At 71.8% G+C, this 19,275-nt stretch carries 18 protein-coding genes and 1 pseudogene; 13 read left to right on the plus strand and 6 right to left on the minus strand.

The window, feature by feature from the left end; genetic code table 11:
• The 4 genes and pseudogenes from ACFYMU_RS17015 to ACFYMU_RS17030 form a co-directional block, all read right to left on the minus strand.
• Positions 1–215: pseudogene (locus ACFYMU_RS17015) on the minus strand (2-oxoglutarate ferredoxin oxidoreductase subunit alpha); the annotation flags it as partial.
• A 365-nt stretch (positions 216–580) separates the two neighbouring features.
• A complete protein-coding gene (locus ACFYMU_RS17020; RefSeq protein ID WP_388374034.1) occupies positions 581–1,240 on the minus strand; it encodes a LuxR C-terminal-related transcriptional regulator in 660 nt (219 codons plus the stop codon).
• Positions 1,241–1,695: 455 nt separating this feature from the next.
• Positions 1,696–3,054 (minus strand): sensor histidine kinase, encoded by a 1,359-nt coding sequence (locus ACFYMU_RS17025; protein WP_388373539.1) that lies wholly within the window; start codon positions 3,052–3,054, stop codon positions 1,696–1,698.
• 167 nt (positions 3,055–3,221) lie between these two features.
• Positions 3,222–4,430, minus strand: coding sequence for a sensor histidine kinase (locus tag ACFYMU_RS17030; protein ID WP_388373541.1), 1,209 nt, complete (start codon positions 4,428–4,430; stop codon positions 3,222–3,224).
• 325 nt (positions 4,431–4,755) lie between these two features.
• Between ACFYMU_RS17030 and ACFYMU_RS17035 the strand changes: the two genes are divergently transcribed.
• The 12 genes from ACFYMU_RS17035 (at position 4,756) to ACFYMU_RS17090 (ending at position 16,463) form a co-directional block, all read left to right on the plus strand.
• Positions 4,756–5,148: an NADH-quinone oxidoreductase subunit A gene (locus ACFYMU_RS17035; RefSeq protein WP_388373543.1), complete on the plus strand. Its 393-nt coding sequence runs from the start codon at positions 4,756–4,758 to the stop codon at positions 5,146–5,148.
• Positions 5,139–5,798, plus strand: a complete 660-nt coding sequence (locus ACFYMU_RS17040; protein ID WP_388373545.1) for an NADH-quinone oxidoreductase subunit B — start codon at positions 5,139–5,141, stop codon at positions 5,796–5,798. Before ACFYMU_RS17035 ends, ACFYMU_RS17040 begins: the two co-directional genes overlap by 10 nt.
• The gene (locus tag ACFYMU_RS17045; protein WP_388373547.1) at positions 5,795–7,267 is read left to right on the plus strand and encodes an NADH-quinone oxidoreductase subunit C; all 1,473 of its coding nucleotides are present in this window, start codon (positions 5,795–5,797) and stop codon (positions 7,265–7,267) included. The genes ACFYMU_RS17040 and ACFYMU_RS17045 overlap by 4 nt, the downstream gene beginning before the upstream one ends.
• Positions 7,264–8,232 carry an NADH-quinone oxidoreductase subunit H gene (locus tag ACFYMU_RS17050; RefSeq protein WP_388373549.1) on the plus strand — a complete coding sequence of 323 codons (969 nt, stop codon included), beginning with the start codon at positions 7,264–7,266 and terminating at the stop codon, positions 8,230–8,232. The genes ACFYMU_RS17045 and ACFYMU_RS17050 overlap by 4 nt, the downstream gene beginning before the upstream one ends.
• A 110-nt stretch (positions 8,233–8,342) precedes the next feature.
• Positions 8,343–8,846, plus strand: a complete 504-nt coding sequence (locus tag ACFYMU_RS17055) for a 4Fe-4S binding protein (RefSeq protein ID WP_388373550.1) — start codon at positions 8,343–8,345, stop codon at positions 8,844–8,846.
• A complete protein-coding gene (locus ACFYMU_RS17060; protein WP_388373552.1) occupies positions 8,843–9,472 on the plus strand; it encodes an NADH-quinone oxidoreductase subunit J in 630 nt (209 codons plus the stop codon). The genes ACFYMU_RS17055 and ACFYMU_RS17060 overlap by 4 nt, the downstream gene beginning before the upstream one ends.
• The gene (gene nuoK / locus ACFYMU_RS17065; protein ID WP_388373554.1) at positions 9,472–9,837 is read left to right on the plus strand and encodes an NADH-quinone oxidoreductase subunit NuoK; all 366 of its coding nucleotides are present in this window, start codon (positions 9,472–9,474) and stop codon (positions 9,835–9,837) included. The genes ACFYMU_RS17060 and nuoK overlap by 1 nt, the downstream gene beginning before the upstream one ends.
• Positions 9,834–11,825 (plus strand): NADH-quinone oxidoreductase subunit L, encoded by a 1,992-nt coding sequence (locus ACFYMU_RS17070; protein WP_388373556.1) that lies wholly within the window; start codon positions 9,834–9,836, stop codon positions 11,823–11,825. The genes nuoK and ACFYMU_RS17070 overlap by 4 nt, the downstream gene beginning before the upstream one ends.
• 6 nt (positions 11,826–11,831) lie before the next feature.
• Positions 11,832–13,460, plus strand: coding sequence for a NuoM family protein (locus ACFYMU_RS17075; protein WP_388373558.1), 1,629 nt, complete (start codon positions 11,832–11,834; stop codon positions 13,458–13,460).
• Positions 13,457–14,956, plus strand: a complete 1,500-nt coding sequence (locus ACFYMU_RS17080) for an NADH-quinone oxidoreductase subunit N (RefSeq protein ID WP_388373560.1) — start codon at positions 13,457–13,459, stop codon at positions 14,954–14,956. Before ACFYMU_RS17075 ends, ACFYMU_RS17080 begins: the two co-directional genes overlap by 4 nt.
• Positions 14,957–15,210: 254 nt before the next feature.
• Entirely contained in the window at positions 15,211–16,074 is an 864-nt protein-coding gene (htpX, locus tag ACFYMU_RS17085) for a zinc metalloprotease HtpX (RefSeq protein ID WP_388373562.1), read from the plus strand.
• Positions 16,071–16,463 carry a YccF domain-containing protein gene (locus ACFYMU_RS17090; protein WP_388373564.1) on the plus strand — a complete coding sequence of 131 codons (393 nt, stop codon included), beginning with the start codon at positions 16,071–16,073 and terminating at the stop codon, positions 16,461–16,463. The genes htpX and ACFYMU_RS17090 overlap by 4 nt, the downstream gene beginning before the upstream one ends.
• 357 nt (positions 16,464–16,820) lie before the next feature.
• Here the strand turns inward: ACFYMU_RS17090 and ACFYMU_RS17095 are convergent, their stop codons facing one another.
• Positions 16,821–18,083 carry an APC family permease gene (locus ACFYMU_RS17095; RefSeq protein WP_388373565.1) on the minus strand — a complete coding sequence of 421 codons (1,263 nt, stop codon included), beginning with the start codon at positions 18,081–18,083 and terminating at the stop codon, positions 16,821–16,823.
• Between the two features lie 170 nt (positions 18,084–18,253).
• On the opposite strand from ACFYMU_RS17095, the gene ACFYMU_RS17100 reads away from it, so the two are divergent.
• On the plus strand, positions 18,254–18,520 hold the full coding sequence (locus ACFYMU_RS17100; RefSeq protein WP_388373567.1) for a GlsB/YeaQ/YmgE family stress response membrane protein: 267 nt from the start codon (positions 18,254–18,256) through the stop codon (positions 18,518–18,520).
• A 138-nt stretch (positions 18,521–18,658) separates the two neighbouring features.
• Here the strand turns inward: ACFYMU_RS17100 and ACFYMU_RS17105 are convergent, their stop codons facing one another.
• On the minus strand, positions 18,659–19,147 hold the full coding sequence (locus ACFYMU_RS17105) for a YajQ family cyclic di-GMP-binding protein (protein ID WP_388373568.1): 489 nt from the start codon (positions 19,145–19,147) through the stop codon (positions 18,659–18,661).
• Positions 19,148–19,275: the final 128 nt, after the last annotated feature.

The raw sequence follows: 19,275 nt of genomic DNA on the forward strand, positions 1-19,275 counted from the left end.
GGGAAGTTCGGCAGCGTCGACAGGTCGTTGCCGAACGACGCCGTCTCCGAGGTGAAACGGTCACCGGTGAGCTGCATACCGTCACCGGAATCACCTGCGAACCGGATGATCACCCGGTCGAGCTTGCGCACGTCCTTCGAACCGGCCGCTTTGCGCTGTTCCCCCACGACGGCACCGTCCGCCTGCTCCGCTGGACTGCTGACCTGGCTGGTCACTGAACTGGACCTCCCTCGAGGCGGCTGTCTGGGAGCGGCCGTCCCACCGGCCTTCCCAGGATCAACCCTACGTCGGTAAGGGTCGCCTTCCCTCGGCCGTTCGCATGATGGACACGAAGATGAGACGAATCGGCGCCCTGAGTTGTGATGATGTGCCCGCCCTCCGACGCTGCTTCGGAGGACGCTCCCTGCTCGCCCTTCGGTTCTGGTGCCTGGGGAGTGCCGGGCGGTTCCGGGGCCGCGTCCCGGTGGCCCGGACCGCCGTGGCGCCCGGCGATCCGGGGCCGCGGTGGGGGCCGGCGCGGGCCCGTCGGGCGGTCGGCCCTCGGACGTCGCACCCCGCTGTCTGACACAGTGTCAGCCGGTCATGAGTTGAGGTAGGTGAGGACGGCCAGAACACGCCGGTGATCCCCGTCACTCTGGGACAGGCCGAGCTTCAGGAAGATGTTGCTGACGTGCTTCTCCACGGCTCCGTCGCTCACGACGAGCTGCCTGGCGATCGCGGAGTTGGTACGCCCCTCGGCCATCAGCCCCAGGACCTCCCGCTCCCGCGGGGTGAGTGCGGCGAGCACGTCCTGCTTGCGGCTCCGCCCGAGCAGCTGCGCGACGACCTCGGGATCCAGCGCGGTGCCTCCCCGGGCCACCCGCACCACGGCGTCCACGAACTCTCGCACCTCGGCGACCCGGTCCTTGAGCAGATAGCCGACGCCGCGGCTGGAACCGGCCAGCAGTTCCGTGGCGTACCGCTCCTCCACGTACTGCGACAGGACGAGCACCCCGAGTCCGGGGTGAGCCTTGCGCAACCGCACGGCGGCCCGGACCCCCTCGTCCGTGTGTGTCGGCGGCATCCGCACGTCGGCGACGACCACATCGGGCAATTCGCCGCGGTCCGCCAGCTCGGTGATGGTCTTGATGAGCGCTTCTCCGTCCCCGACACCGGCGACGACATCATGCCCGCGGTCTGTCAACAGCCGGGTCAGGCCCTCCCTGAGCAGCACTGAATCCTCGGCGATGACCACCCGCACCCTGTCCTCCACGATCCTCGGCCCCCCGAGCCTTCCTTTTCAGGCCGTGCGTCCTGTGCGTCCGGCGGTGTCCTAGGCGGCCGGTCGTCCTGCCGCCTCTTCGGCACCTCAGTATCGCGCGATCCCCGAAGGCGCACCGGGCCTGTGGATAACCCCGGTGTGTCCGCGGGGGCCGGGCCGGGCGGGGAGGGCGGCACAGCCGGAGGAAGGAGGAAGGAGGAAGGAGGAGGAAGGTAGAGAGGGGGAGAGGTGGGTAGGGAGGGGAATGCTGTGGAGGAGGCCGGAGGCGGAGGCTGGAGGTCGCACCGGTGCCGTAGCGGTGCCGTACCCGCGGCACGGCGGCGCCCCCGGCCCCTGCGGATGTGGCCCCTGCTGACGGACGGACAGGCGCACAGCCGAAGGGCCTGGGGCGGCTCCTCAGGACGGCCAGGGGCGCGCAGTGCACGCAGGGCCCGTCAGGCCGACCGCCACGGCAGCTCGGCGGTGATCCGAGTCGGCCCTCCGGCCGGCGAGTCGATGACGAGGATCCCGTCCACCGCGTCGAGCCGCTCCGCCAGCCCTGCCAGGCCCGACCCGCCCGAGGCGTCCGCACCGCCCACCCCGTCGTCCGTCACCTGCAGCAGCAGCCTGTCGTCCATCCGCCACACATCCACCGAGGCCCGCGACGCCTGCGCGTACTTGCTGACGTTCTGCAGCAGCTCCGACACCGTGAAGTAGGCGATGCCCTCGATCGCGGGCGCCGGCCGTGACGGCAGATCCACATCCACCTGCACCGGCACGGTGCACCGCGACGCCACCGCCGACAGCGCCGCGTCCAGCCCCCGGTCCGTGAGCACCGCCGGATGGATCCCGCGCGCCAGGTCCCGCAGCTCCTGCAGAGCCGTCTTCACCTCGCCGTGCGCCTCGTCCACCATCCGAGCCGCCGCCTGCGGATCCTCCGCGAGCTTCTCCTTCGCCAGACCCAGATCCATGGCCAACGCCACCAGCCGAGCCTGCGCCCCGTCGTGCAGGTCCCGTTCTATGCGCCGCAGATCCGCCGCCGCAGTGTCGACCACCACGCCGCGGTCCGACTCCAGCTCCACCACCCGCGTCGCCAGCCGCGACGGCCCGAGAAGCCCGTGCACCAGCAGTCGGTCCACCGTCGTCAGCCCCCGCACGATCCACGGCGTGGCCAGGGTGAACAGCAGTCCCACCAGCGCGGTCACCGTGATCTCGAACGGGTTGTCGAGGTAGATGTGGTGGGTCTCGTCGCCGTACAGCTGGATCCCGCCCTGACCGGCGTACGCGGGAAACACCCAGAACCACAGCGGGTACGTCAGCAGTGCCCACCCGGTCGTCCAGAGGCTCACCCCGACGGAGAAGGAGAACGTGGCCCACGGGAACTGCACCACCGTGTACAGCATGTGCCGCCACGACGTCCCGCTCTTGAGCATTGCCCCGACCCATCCCATGGGCCCGCTCCGCCCGCCCGGCACCGGCACCGGCTCCGGGGCGGCCACCTCCAGCCCCAGCAGCGCCCGCGCCCGCACCCGCTCCAGCGCCCCGAACCCCCGGCACCCCGCGAGCGCCGCCGCGAGCAGCGGAACGCCGACGAACGTCACCAGCAGCCCGGCCCCCAGCGAGAACATCGTCACGCTGAAGGTGAACATCATGATGCCGATCGGCAGGCTCAGCAGCAGGTAGCAGAACTCCTTCCAGCTGCGCGCCTCGATCGGCGCCCGCAGCGCGGCCGGAAGGCGGTGCGTCCGCCCCCGGGCGCCCTCGAATGCGGGGCGGTCCCACTCTCCGTACCCCTGCCCGTACTGCGTGGCCATCGGCGTCGTCCGTCCCCTCGTCGTCCACCCCGGCCGGCCTTCCCGACCGGCCCCGGCTCGTGTCTCCACCCTGCTGTCCCCGGGCCCGCCCGGCCATGGAGCGGGTCGGCGTCTTCAACCGGGGGTTTTCCCCACCCCCGTATGCCGGGACGGGGCATCGCACGCCCCTACCGTCGGCCGTGCCCCGGTCGCCGGTCCTCGTCTTCCCGGTCCCGCCACGGCAGCTCCGCCGTGATCGTCGTGGGGCCGCCCATCGGCGAGTCGACGGCGAACAGGCCGTCGACGGCGCCCAGCCGCTCCGCGAGCCCCGCCATGCCGCTGCCGCCGTCGAGGCGGGCACCGCCGCGGCCGTCGTCCCGCACCTGGATGAGCAGCCGCTCGTCCGCACGCCACACGTCGACGGAAGCGGCTCCGGCCCCGCTGTGCTTGCTGACGTTCTGCAGCAGCTCGGACACCGTGAAGTAGGCGATGCCCTCGATCGCCGCGGCCGGTCTCGCACCGAGGTCCACGCTCACCTTCACGGGCACGGTGCAGCGCGCGGCCACCGACGACAGTGCGGCGTCCAGACCGCGGTCGGTGAGGACCGCCGGATGGATGCCGCGCGCGAGATCCCGAAGCTCCTGCAGGGCCAGCTTCACCTCGCCGTGCGCCTCCTCGACCATCGCGGCCGCCGAGTCCGGGTCCTCGAGCAGCTTCTCCTTCGCCAGCCCGAGGCCCATCGCCAGGTTCACCAGCCGGGCCTGCGCGCCGTCGTGCAGATCGCGCTCGATACGCCGCAGATCCGCCGCCGCCGTGTCCACGACGACCCCGCGGTCGGATTCCAGTTCGGCGATGCGCCGCTCCAGTTCGTCGGAGGGGGACAGCAGACCGCGCACCATCGCACGGTCCACATTGGTCAGCCCGCGGGCGATGAACGGCAGCACCGGCCAGAGGAGGAACAGCGACACGAACGTCACCGTGAAGGTGAGGATCCCCCAGGGCAGCCGTATGGCGTCGTACAGGAGCGTCCGCCAGCCCACCGGGTCCCTCAGCGCCATCCACAGCCACGGGAAGATCCCGCCGGTCCGGCGCAACGGCAGCGGGCTCGGCTCCTCCACCCGCACCCCGAGCAGCGCCCTGGCCCGTGCCCGCTCCAGCTTGCCCAGTTGGCGCGCGCCCAGCAGCCCCGCCGCCAGCACCGGGAGGCCGACCACGGTCACTGTCAGCCCCGCACCTGTGCACAGCACCGTCACCGCGTAGACGAATCCGACCAGCGACGCCGGGAAATTTGCGAGCAGATGCGCGATCTCCCGCCAGGTGTGCCCCTCCAGGGCGAGACGCGCGGGCGGCGGGCTGTCGCCGTCCTGGGTGCCGGGGCTCGTGATGCGCCGGGTCATATCCGCCGGCCTCGTTCGTTCATGTCCGCCAGCCTGCCGCGTGGCGCCGCCCGACGCCATGAGGCGGGCCTCCGAGGAATCACTGGGGCAAACCCCACCCTCACGGGATCCGACCGCCCCCAGGCGTGACGGGCTGCTTACGCTCTCTTTAGGAGGGCCTAGACTCCCGTGCGTACAGATCGTCGAACACAAGGTCCACCAAGGTCACGAGGTCAGGGAGCGAGGAGCTGACGTGCCGGATCCGACCGCCGTCGCTGTCATGGCGGAGACCGGGAGCGCGGAGACTGGAAGCGTGGGAACCGGGAACGTGGGAACCGGAGGCGTGATGACCACCGGGAACGCCCTCGCGTCCGGCTACTTCCACTCCTATTCCGTCGTCGGGCTGCTCGCCGTCGTCGGCGTGCTCTTCGTGGCCGTGGCCTTCGGCGCGGGCCGCCTGCTGCGCCCCGTGGTGCCCACCCCGGAGAAGCTCCTGACGTACGAGTGCGGCGTCGACCCCGTCGGCGAGGGCTGGGCCCACACACAGGTCCGGTACTACGTCTACGCGTTCCTGTACGTGATCTTCGCGGTCGACTCGATCTTCCTCTTCCCGTGGGCGACGGTCTTCGCCGATCCCCGGTACGGCGCGACCACCCTCGTGGAGATGTTCGTCTTCCTCGGTTTCCTGGCCGTGGGGCTGCTGTACGCCTACAAGAAGGGCGTCCTGTCATGGACGTGAACCCCTCGACCGCGTCGGCCTCCCAGGCGGTGCCGCTGCCGGAGCCGAAGCGGCTCGGCGTGCTCGCCCGCCTGGCCCCCGAGCCGATGAAGGTGGTCCTGAACTGGGGCCGCCGCTACTCGCTGTGGGTCTTCAACTTCGGCCTCGCCTGCTGCGCGATCGAGTTCATCGCCGCGTCGATGGCCCGCCACGACTTCATCCGCCTCGGGGTCATCCCGTTCGCGCCCGGCCCTCGCCAGGCGGACCTGATGGTCGTCTCCGGCACCGTCACGGACAAGATGGCCCCGGCCGTCAAACGCCTGTACGAGCAGATGCCCGAGCCGAAGTACGTCATCTCCTTCGGCGCCTGCTCGAACTGCGGCGGCCCCTACTGGGACTCGTACTCCGTCACGAAGGGCGTCGACCAGATCATCCCGGTGGACGTGTACGTCCCCGGCTGCCCGCCGCGGCCGGAGGCGCTGCTCCAGGGCATCCTCAAGCTCCAGGAGAAGATCGCCCGCGAGTCGCTCGGAGAGCGGTACGGCTCGTCGCGGCCGTCCACCGCCGCCCTGCAGAGCGGTCTGGTCCGGCCGCCGTCCGCGGCTTCCGCCCCGGAGGCCGGCTCTCCGGCGGAGCCGGGCCCGGGTCCGCTGCAGGGGGAGGGGCGATGACCGGCATCGGCTGGCTGCCGGCACCGGCCGAGGAGCTCTTCGGTTCCGAGGCCGCGGCCGAGGAGTCCTACGAGGTCCTCACGGTCGACGTGCCGCCGACGGCCTGGATCGCGGCGCTCCGGGTGGCGCGCGACGACCTGGGCTGCACCTACTTCGACTGGCTGAGCGCGGTCGACGAACCAGGCACGGGCCTGCGCGTCTCGGCCCACGTGGTGGCCCTGTCACCGGTCCGTCGCCTCCTCCTGCGTACGACGGTCCCGCACGAGGTCCCCGTCCTCCCCTCCGCGGTGGCGGTCTACGCGGGCGCCGCCTGGCACGAACGGGAAACCCACGAGATGTTCGGCGTGACCTTCGAGGGCCACCCGGGGCTGGAGCACCTGCTCCTGCCCGAGAGCTTCGAGGGCCACCCCCTGCGCAAGGACTTCGTGCTGGCGGCCCGAGTCGCCAAGGCATGGCCCGGCGCCAAGGAACCGGGGGAGTCCGACCACGGCGGCCCCAAGCGCCGCCAGATGCTGCCCCCGGGCGTCCCCGACCCCAACGAGTGGGGGCCCCTCAAGGGCCAGCTCCCGCCGGCCCCGGCCCGCCCGGCTCGCCCGGCCCGAGCCGCGGGCGAACGGCCGGTCCGCCGCCCCCGGACGGCAGCCGAGGGCTCGGCGAGCCAGGCCCCGGCCGAGGGCGCCACCACGGAGGCCGGCTCGGCCGCCCCGGGCACCCCGGCCGCCCCGGGCACGCCGCGCCGCGCGCGCAGTGTGTCGGAGGGTTCGGCCTCGCAGCGCAGGACGGCGGCCGACGCGGGAGCCCCGGCTCCGGCCGGGCCGCGTCGCGCACGCAGTGCGTCCGACGGTTCCGTCTCGCAGCGCGCGGCCGCTCCGGCGCCAGAGGGCACGGCCCCCGGGCCCCGCACCGCACCGAGCAGCTCGGACGCGCCCTGGCACCACGCCCGCCCGGCCTTCGACGAGCACGAGCCCACTCCCGGCAGCGGCCCCGAACCGGAGGCCGGGGCGGCCGCCACGGATGAGACCGGGGCCCAGCCGGGCCCGGCCCGCCGTGAAGCCGCCCCTGGCGACGGCGAAGCCGCCGGCTCTGGCGAAGCGGCGGGCCCCGGTGAGGCGGCCGGCTCTGGCGAAGCGGCGGGTCTTGGCGAAGCCACCGACCCTGATGAAGCTGCCGGCCCCGGCGAAGAAGACCGCGGCCCCGGCCAAGACCACAGCCACGCCGAAGCCCGCAGCCCCAGGGAAGACCGTGGCCCCGGCGAAGCCCGCAGCCTCGGGGAAGCCCGCAGCCCCGGCGAAGACCACAGCCTCGGGGAAGACCGTGGCCCCAGGGAAGACCGCGCCCCCGGCGAAGCCCGCGACCCAGGTGAAGCCCAGCCCGGCGACGCCGGGCCTCCCGGGGCCGCGTCCTCTGACGCAACCCCCTCCAGGCACGAGACCGCCACCCCCGACGACCCCACCGGAGGCACGCAGTGAACGGCGCACTCGACGTCGCCCTGCGACTCCTCGTCGTCTTCGTCGTCTTCCTCACCTTCCCCCTGATCGTGGGCCAGACCGAACACAAGGTCATGGCGCACATGCAGGGTCGCCTCGGCCCGATGTACGCCGGCGGGTTCCACGGATGGGCCCAGCTCGTCGCCGACGGCGTGAAGTTCGCGCAGAAGGAGGACATCGTCCCCGCGGGCGCGGACCGCCGTATCTTCCAGATGGCCCCCGCCGTCGCGCTCCTCCCGTACCTGCTCGTGCTCCTCGCGATCCCGATCGGTCCCGGTGAGGGTGCCGTCGGCCAGGTCATCGACGCGGGCATCTTCTTCGTCCTGGCCGTGATGGGCGTCGGCGTCCTCGGCTCCCTCATGGCCGGCTGGGCCTCCGCCAACAAGTTCTCCCTCCTCGGCGGCCTGCGCACGGCCGCCCAGCTGCTCGCCTACGAACTTCCGATGCTGCTGGCCGCCGCCTCGGTGGCGATGGCGGCGGGCACCGTCTCGCTCCCGGGCATCGTCGACGCCTTCGAGTGGTGGTGGCTGCCCTGGCAGATCGTCGGCGCGATCGTCTTCTTCGTCGCCGGCCTCGCCGAGCTGCAGCGGCCGCCCTTCGACATGCCCGTCGCCGACTCGGAGATCATCTTCGGCGCGTACACCGAGTACACCGGTCTCCGCTTCGCCCTGTTCCTCCTCGCCGAGTACGCCGGCATCGTCGTCCTGTGCGGGCTGACCACCGTCCTGTTCCTGGGCGGCTGGAACGGCCCCTGGGGCGCCGACGGCCTCGGCTGGGTCTGGACGCTGCTGAAGACCGCGATCCTCGCCTTCGTCGTCATCTGGCTCCGCGTCACCTACCCCCGGCTGCGTGAGGACCAGCTCCAGAAGCTCTCCTGGACGCTCCTCGTCCCCCTCTCACTCGCCCAGATCGCCCTCACCGGCATCGTCAAGGTGGTGATCTCCTGATGTCCCGCCCGTCGCCCGGCCACCGGCCCGCAACGACGCCCTCCGGGCGGTCCCGCCTGTCGATTCCCGGCTCCGGTCTGGCCAAGGGCCTTGCCGTCACTCTCCGCACGATGACGAAGAGGTCCGTCACCGAGCAGTACCCGGACGTCCAGCCCGACCTCCCGCCCCGCAGCCGCGGCGTCATCGGTCTCTTCGAGGAGAACTGCACGGTCTGCATGCTGTGCGCCCGGGAGTGCCCGGACTGGTGCATCTACATCGACTCCCACAAGGAGACGGTGCCGCCCGCCGCCCCGGGTGGCCGCGAGCGCAGCCGCAACGTCCTGGACCGCTTCGCCATCGACTTCTCCCTCTGCATGTACTGCGGTATCTGCATCGAGGTGTGCCCCTTCGACGCCCTGTTCTGGTCCCCGGAGTTCGAGTACGCCGAGACCGACATCCGCGACCTCACCCACGAGCGCGACAAGCTCCGCGAGTGGATGTGGACGGTGCCCGCCCCGCCCGCCCTCGACCCGGGCGCCGAGGAGCCGAAGGAGATCGCCGCCGCCCGCAAGACCGCCGAGAAGCTGGCCGCCGCCCAGGCCGCCCCCACCGAACCGCAGGAGGGGGCGTCATGAGCCCTGCCTCCACCGTGCTGCCCACGGCTGCCGCCGGGACACACGGTTTCCTCTCGCCGACCGGCGTCGAGGTGGTCTTCCTCCTCGTCGGCCTGGTCACCTTCGGCGCCGCGCTCGTGACCGTGACCACCAAGCAGCTGGTGCACGCGGCCCTGTGGCTGGTGGGGGCGCTCGGCGGCCTCGCCGTCGAGTACCTCCTGCTCACCGCCGAGTTCATCGCCTGGATGCAGGTCCTCATCTACGTGGGTTCCGTCGTCGTCCTCCTCCTGTTCGGCCTCATGCTCACCAAGGCGCCCATCGGCCGCTCCCCCGACGCGGATTCCGGCAACCGCTGGGCCGCCCTCACCGTGGCCGTCGCGGCCGCGGCCGCCCTGGTCTGGGTGGTGGTCGACGCCTTCCGCACGACCTGGATCGACCTCGACGGCCCCGCTTCCGGCTCCACCGAGGTCACCGGCGCGAGCCTCTTCCAGAACTGGGTCCTCCCCTTCGAGGCCCTCTCCGTCCTCCTCCTCGCCGCTCTGGTCGGCGCGATCGTCCTCTCCCGCAAGAAGAAGGCGGACGCGGCCACCGCCCCCGGCGCCCCGGCCGTTCCGGGCAGCCGGAGCGAGAAGGAGGGCATCCGCTGATGCACCTCGTCTATCCCGCCGTGCTCTCCGCCCTCCTCTTCTGCACGGGCCTGTACGGGGTCCTCGCCCGCCGGAACGCGATCCTCGTCCTGATGTCGGTCGAGCTGATGCTCAACGCCGTCAACCTCGACCTCGTCGCCTTCGACGTCTGGCTGAGCAGGGCCGCCCGCGAGACCCTGCACTCCGGCCAGGCCCTGACCCTGTTCACCATCGCCATCGCCGCCGCCGAGATCGGCATCGGCCTCGCGATCGTCCTCGCCGTCCACCGCAACCGCGGCACCTCGGACATCGACCGACTCCGCGACACCGCCGAGGGCCGCGAAGGCGACACCCCTGCGGCCGAGAAGGCTGAGGCCACCGCGTGACCACGACCACCCTCGCCGTCCTCGTTCCTCTCCTTCCGTTCCTGGGCGCCGCGGCCGGCCTGCTGCTGGGCCGCACGGCCCCCGGCTTCGTCCGCCCGCTCGCCGTCCTGCCGACCCTCGCGGCGCTCGTGCTGGCCGTGCTCGTCGCCGCCCGCCAGGGCGCCGGCCAGGCCCTCGACGCGGCCACCGAGCTCACGCCCACCGGCTCGGTCCCGATCGAACTGGCCCTGCACATCGACGGCTTCGCGGCCCTCGTCGCCGTCCTGGTCGGCGTCGTCGCCACCTGTGTGCAGATCTACTCGACGGGCTACCTGCACGACGACCCGCGCTACCCCTCGTACGCGGCCCTCGTCTCCCTGTTCACCTCCGCGATGCTCCTGGTCGTCTACTCCGGCGACCTGATCGTGCTGCTGGTCGGCTGGGAAGTGATGGGCATCTGCTCGTACTTCCTGGTCGGCCACTACTGGGAGACGCCCGAGGCCCGTGCCGCCTCCATCAAGGCATTCCTGGTCACCAAGCTCGGCGACGTCCCCTTCCTCATCGGGCTGTTCGCCCTGGGCACCGACGCAGGCTCCTTCCGCATCACGAAGGTCCTCGGAACCGTCGCGAGCGGCGGACTGCACCACCCGACCCTCGTCGCCCTGCTGCTCCTGGCCGGAGTGGCGGGCAAGTCGGCGCAGTTCCCGCTGCACACCTGGCTCCCCGACGCGATGGCGGGCCCTACTCCCGTCTCGGCGCTGATCCACGCCGCGACGATGGTCGCCGCCGGTGTCTACTTCATCGCCCGTCTCCTCCCGGTCTTCGAGGCATCCTCCGCCGCGATGGTGGTCCTCGCCGTCATGGCCGCCGTCACCATGGCGGGCTCGGCCCTGGCCGCGCTCGCCCAGGACGACATCAAGCGTGTCCTCGCGTACTCGACGATCGGACAGCTCGGCTACATGAGCGGTGCCCTCGCCGTCGGTGACCGCGGTGCCGCCGTCTTCCACCTCCTCGCGCACGGCGCCTTCAAGGCGCTGCTGTTCCTCGCCGCCGGCGTGATCATCCACGCCTCCGGCACCAACTCGCTGGCCGCGATGTCCCGTATGAAGGACCTTCGGGTCCGCGTTCCCGACGCCTACTGGACGATGACCGTGGCGCTCCTCGCGCTCGCCGCCATCCCGCCGTTCGCCGGCTTCTTCTCCAAGGAGTCCGTCCTCGGCGCCGCCGAGCACGTCGCCACCGGACACACCGAGCACGCCCCCGGCGCGGCGGGCTGGATCGTCCTCGTCGTCGGCATGGTCACGGCCCTGCTGACCGCCGCCTACGCGTGCCGCCTGTGGCTGCTCGCCTTCCGCGGGCACGGCGCCGAGGCCCCCGACCACGGCAGACAGCCCCTCGTCATGAACACCGTGCTGTGGGTGCTCGCCTTGCCGTCGCTCGCGTTCGGACTGGCGTACCGCGTCCTGCCCGACTGGTTCGGCGGCGGCGACCTGACCCCCACGCTGACGACCTCCGTCCTCGGCACCGGCCTCGCCCTGACCGGCGCCCTGGTGACGTACGCCGCCTGGCGCCACACCACGGCGCTCGCGGGGCGGGTGGCCCTGGGCGCCGTCGCCGCCCATCCGGCGGCGGACGCCGGTGCGGTCGAGTCCGAGGCCATCGCGACCCACGCGCCCGCGTACGGCGGTGTGGCCCAGGCACCCGATCCGGCGGACCCGGGCCGCCTTCTGCTCGGCCCGCTGCACCGCCACGCGGCCGTCGGATTCCACCTGGACGCGGTCTACGACGCGCTCTTCGTCCGTCCGGTCAGGGCCGGAGCGAGCCTCGTCCGGTTCCTGGACCGCGAGGTCATCGAGACCTACGTACGCGGCGCGGCCGCCCTGCCCCGCCTGCTCGGCGCGGCGGTACGCCGCGCACAGACCGGCAATGTGCAGACCTATGTGAGCGCGCTGCTCGCCGGCACCCTCGTCCTGGCGGTGGCCGCCCTCCTCGTCGCCACGGGAGCGTGAGCAGGCGTGATCGATATCAGCGAGTCCGTGATGCAGTTCCTTCTGGCATTCATCGTCGTCGCGCCGCTCCTCGGCGCGCTGACCGCCCTCCTGCCCGCCCCGCCCGGGCTGAAGGGGAAGTCACCCGAGCAGGCCGTGCTGCGGCACGGGGTGACGGTCACCGGCGCCGTGCTCATCGCGGCGATCGTCCTCGCGCTCGGCTTCGACCGCGACCACCCGTCGACGATGCAGGCCACGACCGACATCAGCTGGATCCCCGCGCTCGACGTACGGATCCACCTCGGCACGGACGGCATCTCCCTCCCCCTTCTGGTCCTGACCGCGCTGCTGACCTTCCTCTGCGCGCTCTACTCCTTCTTCAAGATGCCTTCGGGCCCGTCTCCCAAGGCATTCGTCGCCCTGCTGCTCGTCCTCGAGTCCGGCACCCTCGCGGCCTTCGCCGTCCTCGACCTGCTGCTGTTCTTCCTCGCGTTCGAGATGGTCCTCATCCCGATGTACTTCCTCATCGCCCGCTGGGGCGGCGAGGGGCGGACCCGGGCGGCCTGGAGGTTCATCCTCTACACGCTGCTCGGTTCCGTCGTCATGCTGCTCGGCCTGCTCCTGATCGGCATCAAGGCGGGCACGTTCGACATGGTGGCACTCGCCACTGACAACGGCCGGTCGCTCCCCACATCCGTGCAGGTCACCGCGGTTCTGGCGATCGGGATCGGGCTCGCGGTCAAGACGCCGATGTGGCCGCTGCACAGCTGGCTGCCCGACGCCCACACCGCCGCGCCCACCGTCGGTTCGGTCCTGCTGGCCGGTGTGCTGCTGAAGATGGGTACCTACGGGTTCGTCCGCATTCTCCTGCCGGGGGTGCCGGACGGCTTCCACACCTTCGCGCCCTACCTCGCCGCCTTCGCCGTCGTCGGGGTCATCTACGGGTCACTCGCCTGCCTGGCCCTCGTCAGACGGGGCGCGAAGGGCGACCTCAAGCGGCTCGTCGCCTACTCCTCCGTCGGCCACATGGGCTTCGTGCTGCTCGGCATCGCGACCGCGACCCCCACCGGCGTCAACGGGGCCCTGTTCGCCAACATCGCCCACGGCCTCATCACCGGCCTGCTCTTCTTCCTGGTCGGTGCCCTGAAGGACCGCACGGGCACGACCGACCTCGACACCTTGTCCCTCCCGTCGCCCGGCCCCCACCCCTCGACGAGCGGCTCCACCGCGCCGGACGGTCTCCGGACCGGGGCCGCCCTCTACGGCAAGGCGCCCCGCCTCGGCGGCCTGCTCGCCTTCGCCGCCGTCGCCTCGCTCGGGCTGCCGGGACTGGCCGGGTTCTGGGGCGAGATGCTGGCGATGTTCGGTGCCTTCAGGCCCGCCGCCGGCCTCAGCCGCGCCGCCTTCCTCACCTTCATGGCGGTCGCCGCGTTCGGCACCCTCCTCACGGCCGCCTACCTGCTCATCGTCGTGCGGCGCGTCTGCATGGGCGCGGTGCCCCAGGAAGCCCCGAGGCTCGCCGACGTCCACACGTACGAATTCGCGGCCTGGACGCCGCTCGTCGTCCTCACCGTCGTCGCCGGCCTGTGGCCGAAGGCACTCCTCGGCCTGACCGACCCGGTCGTGCAGCAGCTCCTCGCAGGAGGCACCCGATGAGCTCCCTGGTCCAGTCCGTCGACTGGCTGTCGATCGCACCGCCCACCATCGCCGCGGTCGCCGGACTCGTCGTGCTCGTCGCCGACCTCTTCCTCGCGGATCGGAAGAAGGCCGTCCTCGGCCGGCTGTCCATCGCCGGACTGGCCGCAGCGGCGCTCATGCTGCTGCCCCTCGTCGACGCCGACCGCGCCACCTTCTGTCTTACGGGCGATCCGCAGGTCTGCAGTTACGTGGCGGACCGCTTCACCCTCGTCATCCAGTTCCTGGTCCTCGGCGGCGCCCTCCTGGCGGCCCTCCTCTCCGTCACCGCCCTGAAGGACGCCAGGAAGGAACTTCCCGAAGGGGAGTTCTGGTTCCTGCTGCTGTCCTCGGCGGCCGGTGCGGCCCTGCTGCCCGCCTCCCGTGATCTGGCGACCCTCGTCGTCGCCCTGGAGGTCGCCTCCCTGCCCGCGTTCGCGCTCGTCGGCATACGGCACGGGGACAAGCGCTCCTCCGAAGCGGCCCTGAAGTTCTTCCTGTCGTCCGTCACGGCGACCGCGGTCAGCCTCCTGGGCATCAGCTTCGTGTACGCCTCCACCGGCACCCTCTACCTCACCCAGGTGGCGGAACGGATCCAGCACGTGGAGAGCCCCCTCCACACGCTCGCCCAGGCGGGCGTCGTGCTCACCCTGGTGGGCTTCGCCTTCAAGACGGCCGCCGTCCCGTTCCACTTCTGGGTGCCCGACACCTATGTGGGCGCACCCCTGCCGGTCGCCGCCTACCTCTCGGTCGTCGGCAAGGCGGTCGGCTTCTCCGGCCTGATCCTCGTCACCGTGGTCGCCCTGCCCTCGTACGCGGACGTCTGGGGCCCGGCGCTCGCCGCCCTCGCCGCCCTCACGATGACCGTCGGCAACGTCGGCGCCCTCCGGCAGCAGGCCACGCGCGCATACAGTGCCGTACGGCTGCTCGCCTGGTCCTCCATCGGCCAGGCCGGCTACCTCCTGGTCCCGATCGCCGCGGCCGCCTACTCCGAGGACGCGCAGAAGTCGATCGGCTCCACCGTCGCGTACGCCCTGATGTACGCGGTGGTGAACCTCGGTGCCTTCGCCGTGGCCGCCCTCGTGGGCCGGGGGAAGACCCTCAACCGTGTCAGCGACTACCGCGGCCTGTACGCGTCGAATCCCCTCGCCGCCCTCCTCCTGGCGTTCTTCCTGCTCTGTCTGGCGGGCCTCCCGCCAGGCGTGATCGGCCTCTTCGCCAAGGTCACCGTCTTCTCCGCGGCCGTCGACGCGGGCCTGGGCTGGCTCGCCGTGGTGATGGCCGCCAATGTGGTGATCGCGCTCGTCTACTACCTCCAGTGGACGGCCCTGCTCTTCCGCGCCTCCGAGGGCGAGCCGGAGAAGCAACGTGTTCCGGCCCCGCTCACCGCGGCCCTCACCCTGACCGCGGTCGTGGGCATCGTGCTCTCCGGAGCGCCCCAGTTGGTGCTCCGCTTCTCGGCCACGGGCCTGTTCTGACATCACCGCTCACGGCTCGCCGGACCTGGCGGGACGGGCGTCTCACACGCACGGGAAGCGTCAGGCGCGATAGGTGGGGACACCGGGACGGGGCCGGAGCCGTCACCCGGAAGGCTCACGCGCCGTGATGCGCGCACAAGGGAACTTGCGCTGCTCGCCTGGCGTTGACCAGTGCGGGAGGGTCCACTGAGAAGTGGAGTCAACAGTATTCGCAGACAAAGGGTTCCCCTGCCGCACCACTTGGAGGGCGTACCGTGCACCGCCGGCACAACGGGCTCAGGACCGCAGTACTCCTCGGGGGACTGTCCGCACTCATCATCGTCATCGGCAGTTTCTTCGGGCGTACCGGCCTGATCGTCGCGGTCCTCATCGCGCTCGGCACGAACGCGTACGCGTACTGGAACAGCGACAAACTGGCTCTGCGCGCGATGCGGGCCCGCCCGGTGAGCGAGTTCGAGGCCCCTGACCTCTACCGCATGGTCCGCGACCTGTCCAACCAGGCCCGCCAGCCCATGCCCCGCCTGTACATCTCGCCGACGGACGCGCCGAACGCCTTCGCGACCGGCCGCAACCCGCGCAACGCGGCCGTGTGCTGCACCGAAGGCATCCTGCGGATCCTCGACGAGCGCGAACTGCGCGGTGTCATCGGACACGAGCTGAGCCACGTCTACAACCGCGACATCCTGATCTCCTCCGTAGCGGGCGCCCTCGCCTCGGTGATCATGTTCCTGGTGAACTTCGCCTGGCTGATCCCGGTCGGCCGCTCGGACGACGACGACGGCCCCGGCATCCTCGGCCTGCTGCTGATCATGATCCTCGGCCCGCTGGCCGCGACCCTGATCCAACTCGCCATCAGCCGCTCCCGGGAGTACGAGGCGGACGCCTCAGGCGCCCAGCTGACCGGTGACCCACTCGCCCTCGCCGGCGCCCTGCGCAAACTGGAGGCGGGCACCAGGCAGCTCCCGCTCCCGCCCGAGCCGCGCATCGAGACGGCGAGCCACATGATGATCGCGAACCCCTTCCGTCCCGGCCAGGGACTCTCCAAGATGTTCTCCACACACCCGCCGATGGCGGAGCGCATCGCCCGGCTCGAGCAGATGGCAGGTCGACACCCGTGAAGACAATCCTGAACGTCATTTGGCTCGTGCTGAGCGGCTTCTGGCTGTTCCTCGGCTACCTGTTCGCGGGCGTGCTGCTGTGCATCACCATCATCGGCATCCCGTTCGGCATCGCCGCGTTCCGTATCGGCCTCTACGCGCTGTGGCCCTTCGGCTATACGACGGTGGAGCGCCGTGACGCGGGTGCGCCGTCCTGCGTCGGCAACGTCCTGTGGCTGGTCCTGGCGGGCTGGTGGCTGGCGCTCGCCCACATCGCCACGGGCATCGCGCTGTGCCTCACGATCATCGGCATCCCGTTCGGCATCGCCAACTTCAAGCTCATCCCGGTCTCGCTGTTCCCCCTGGGCCGCGAGATCGTGCCGACGGACCAGCCTTTCGCGACCCGCTGACGGGCGGTACCCGCCGCCCGCGAGGAGGCCCGCGGAACGCGGCGGCATCCTCCGGCCCGGGGGATCCGAGGGTTTTCCACAGGGCTGCACGCCTGTCGGTGGCGCCCTGCATCATGAACCCATGACCGAGACGGAGCAGTTGCCGGACAGGGTGGCGGTGCAGGCCCGCAACACCCGCCCCCGGAGCCGGCCTTCGCCTCCCGAGCCGGTGGAGGAGGCCGCGATCGCCCGCGCCGAGGCGGTCCTGGGCTTCTCCCTGCCCCCGCCGCTCGCCGCGCTGTACACCGCACGGCGCGGCCGCGGGGAAGGCCGTCGGGGCACCGTGGACGCACCGGGCGCCCGGCGACCGCGGCCTCGCTACCGGGAGGCAAGCCGGCGGCGCACGCCGTACGCCACCACGCCCAGCAGCAGCACGCCCGCGCCCACGCCCACCGACACCCCCGGCAGCGCGAACGCCAGGGTCACGCAGCCGAGGAGCCCGAGCGCGGGCAGAGCACGTGACAGCGGCGCCGAACCAAGCGTCCAGGCGGATGCGTTGGCGATCGCGTAGTAGGCCAGCACCCCGAAGGAGGAGAAACCGATCGCGCCCCGCACATCCACCGTCGCGGCGAGCGCGGCCACCACGGCGCCCACGGCGAGTTCGGCCCGGTGCGGCACCTGGAAGCGCGGGTGCACGGCGGCCAGGGCCCCCGGCAGATGCCGGTCGCGGGCCATGGCCAGCGTCGTCCGCGAGACGCCCAGGATGAGCGCCAGCAGCGAGCCCAGCGCGGCTACCGCGGCGCCCACCCGCACCACCGGCGCGAGCCCGGACGCACCCGCGGCCCGCACCGCGTCGGCCAGCGGCGCCGCCGCCCGCCCCAGCCCCTCCGCACCCAGCACGGAAAGGACGGCGACAGCCACCGCCGCGTACACCACCAGCGTGATGCCCAGGGCGAGCGGGACGGCCCGCGGGATGGTGCGTGCCGGGTCCCGTACCTCCTCGCCGAGGGTGGCGATCCGGGCGTACCCGGCGAACGCGAAGAAGAGCAGGCCCGCTGCCTGAAGCACCCCGCCCGCACCCCCGAAGCCCCCGCTGCCCAGCAGGGAGGCGTCGGCCGCCGCGGACCCGAGACACACGACGACCACGGAAGCGAGGACGGCCAGGACCACCGCCACGATCACCCGCGTCAGGAGGGCCGACTTCTGCACGCCGCCGTAGTTCACGGCGGTCAGCGCCACCACGGCCGCCACCGCCACCGCGTGCGCCTGCCCGGGCCAGACGTACGCCCCCACGGTGAGGGCCATCGCCGCGCACGAGGCGGTCTTCCCGACCACGAAGGACCAGCCCGCCAGATACCCCCAGAAATCCCCGAGCCGCTCGCGCCCGTACACATAGGTGCCACCCGAGGCGGGGTACAGGGCCGCCAGTCGTGCCGAGGACGTCGCGTTGCAGTAGGCGACCACGGCGGCGACCGCGAGCCCCAGCAGCAGCCCCGAGCCGGCCGCGCGTGCCGCGGGGGCCAGCGCGGCGAAGATTCCGGCCCCGACCATCGAACCGAGCCCGATGACGACGGCGTCCCCGACCCCGAGGGTTCTGCGCAACACCACGTCACCCGGCCGCTGCTCCCCGGACTGCGTCATGAGCCGCACCTTACCCACCGCCGCAACCGGCGGCCGACGCCGAGACGTCCTCCCCGGCAGCGACGCGCCGACACGGCGATGAGCGCCGGCCGGCGGCGCCGGTGCATGCGCACAGGTTCACCGGAGCAGGAGTACGGCACAGGCACAGCACGGAGAGGCAGGATCACGGCATGGGCATGGTCAGCTGGATCATTCTGGGGCTGTTGGCAGGCGCCATCGCCAAGTTCCTGCTGCCGGGCAAGGACCCCGGCGGCCTCATCGGCACGACCCTCATTGGTGTCGCGGGCGCCTTCATCGGCGGCTGGATATCAGCCCGCTGGCTCCACCACCCGATCACCAAGCACTTCTACGACGGACCCACCTGGGCGGCCGCGATCGGCGGCTCGCTGGTGCTGCTGATCGTCTACCGCGTCCTGTTCGGCGACTCACGCCGCTGACCGCACCTCCCCGGCTGCAGCCGACAGCGCACACGGAAGGGCGGGCGCCCGCACTCCGGGGCGCCCGCCCGTCCTGCGCGAGCGAGGGACCGGCACCCGGAGGCACCGCCCGACCACCCGCGACCGGTGTCGAACGACCTACCGGTAGTTCACGAACTGCAGCGCGAAGTCGAAGTCCTTGCCCTTCAGGAGGGCGATCACGGCCTGGAGATCGTCGCGGCTCTTCGAGCTGACACGCAGTTCGTCGCCCTGAACCTGAGCCTTGATGCCCTTCGGCCCCTCGTCGCGGATGATCTTCGCCACCTTCTTCGCGTTGTCCTGGGAGATGCCCTCCTGGACCGACGCGAAGATCTTGTACTCCTTGCCGGAGAGCTGCGGCTCGCCGACATCCAGCGCCTTCAGGGAGACGCCGCGCTTGACCAGCTTGGACTGGAGCACGTCGAGGACGGCCTTCGCCCGCTCCTCGGAGTTGGCCTGCATCAGGATCTTGTCGCCGGACCAGGCGATCGAGGCGCCGACGTTCTTGAAGTCGTAGCGCTGCGAGATCTCCTTGGCGGCCTGGTTGAGGGCGTTGTCGACCTCCTGCCGCTCGACCTTCGAGACGATGTCGAAACTGGAGTCGGCCATGTCCTGTGGCTCCTTGTATCGGGATGGATCGGGGTGCGTTTCGGCGTGCGGGAGCGCGGCCGCCTGGCCCGGCGTCGATCCCGGGCCGCATCCGGATAAGCCTAGCCACCTCGCCCCCTCCGAACGCC

The sequence above is a fragment of the Streptomyces sp. NPDC007264 genome (assembly GCF_042869095.1).
Lineage (GTDB): Bacteria > Actinomycetota > Actinomycetes > Streptomycetales > Streptomycetaceae > Streptomyces.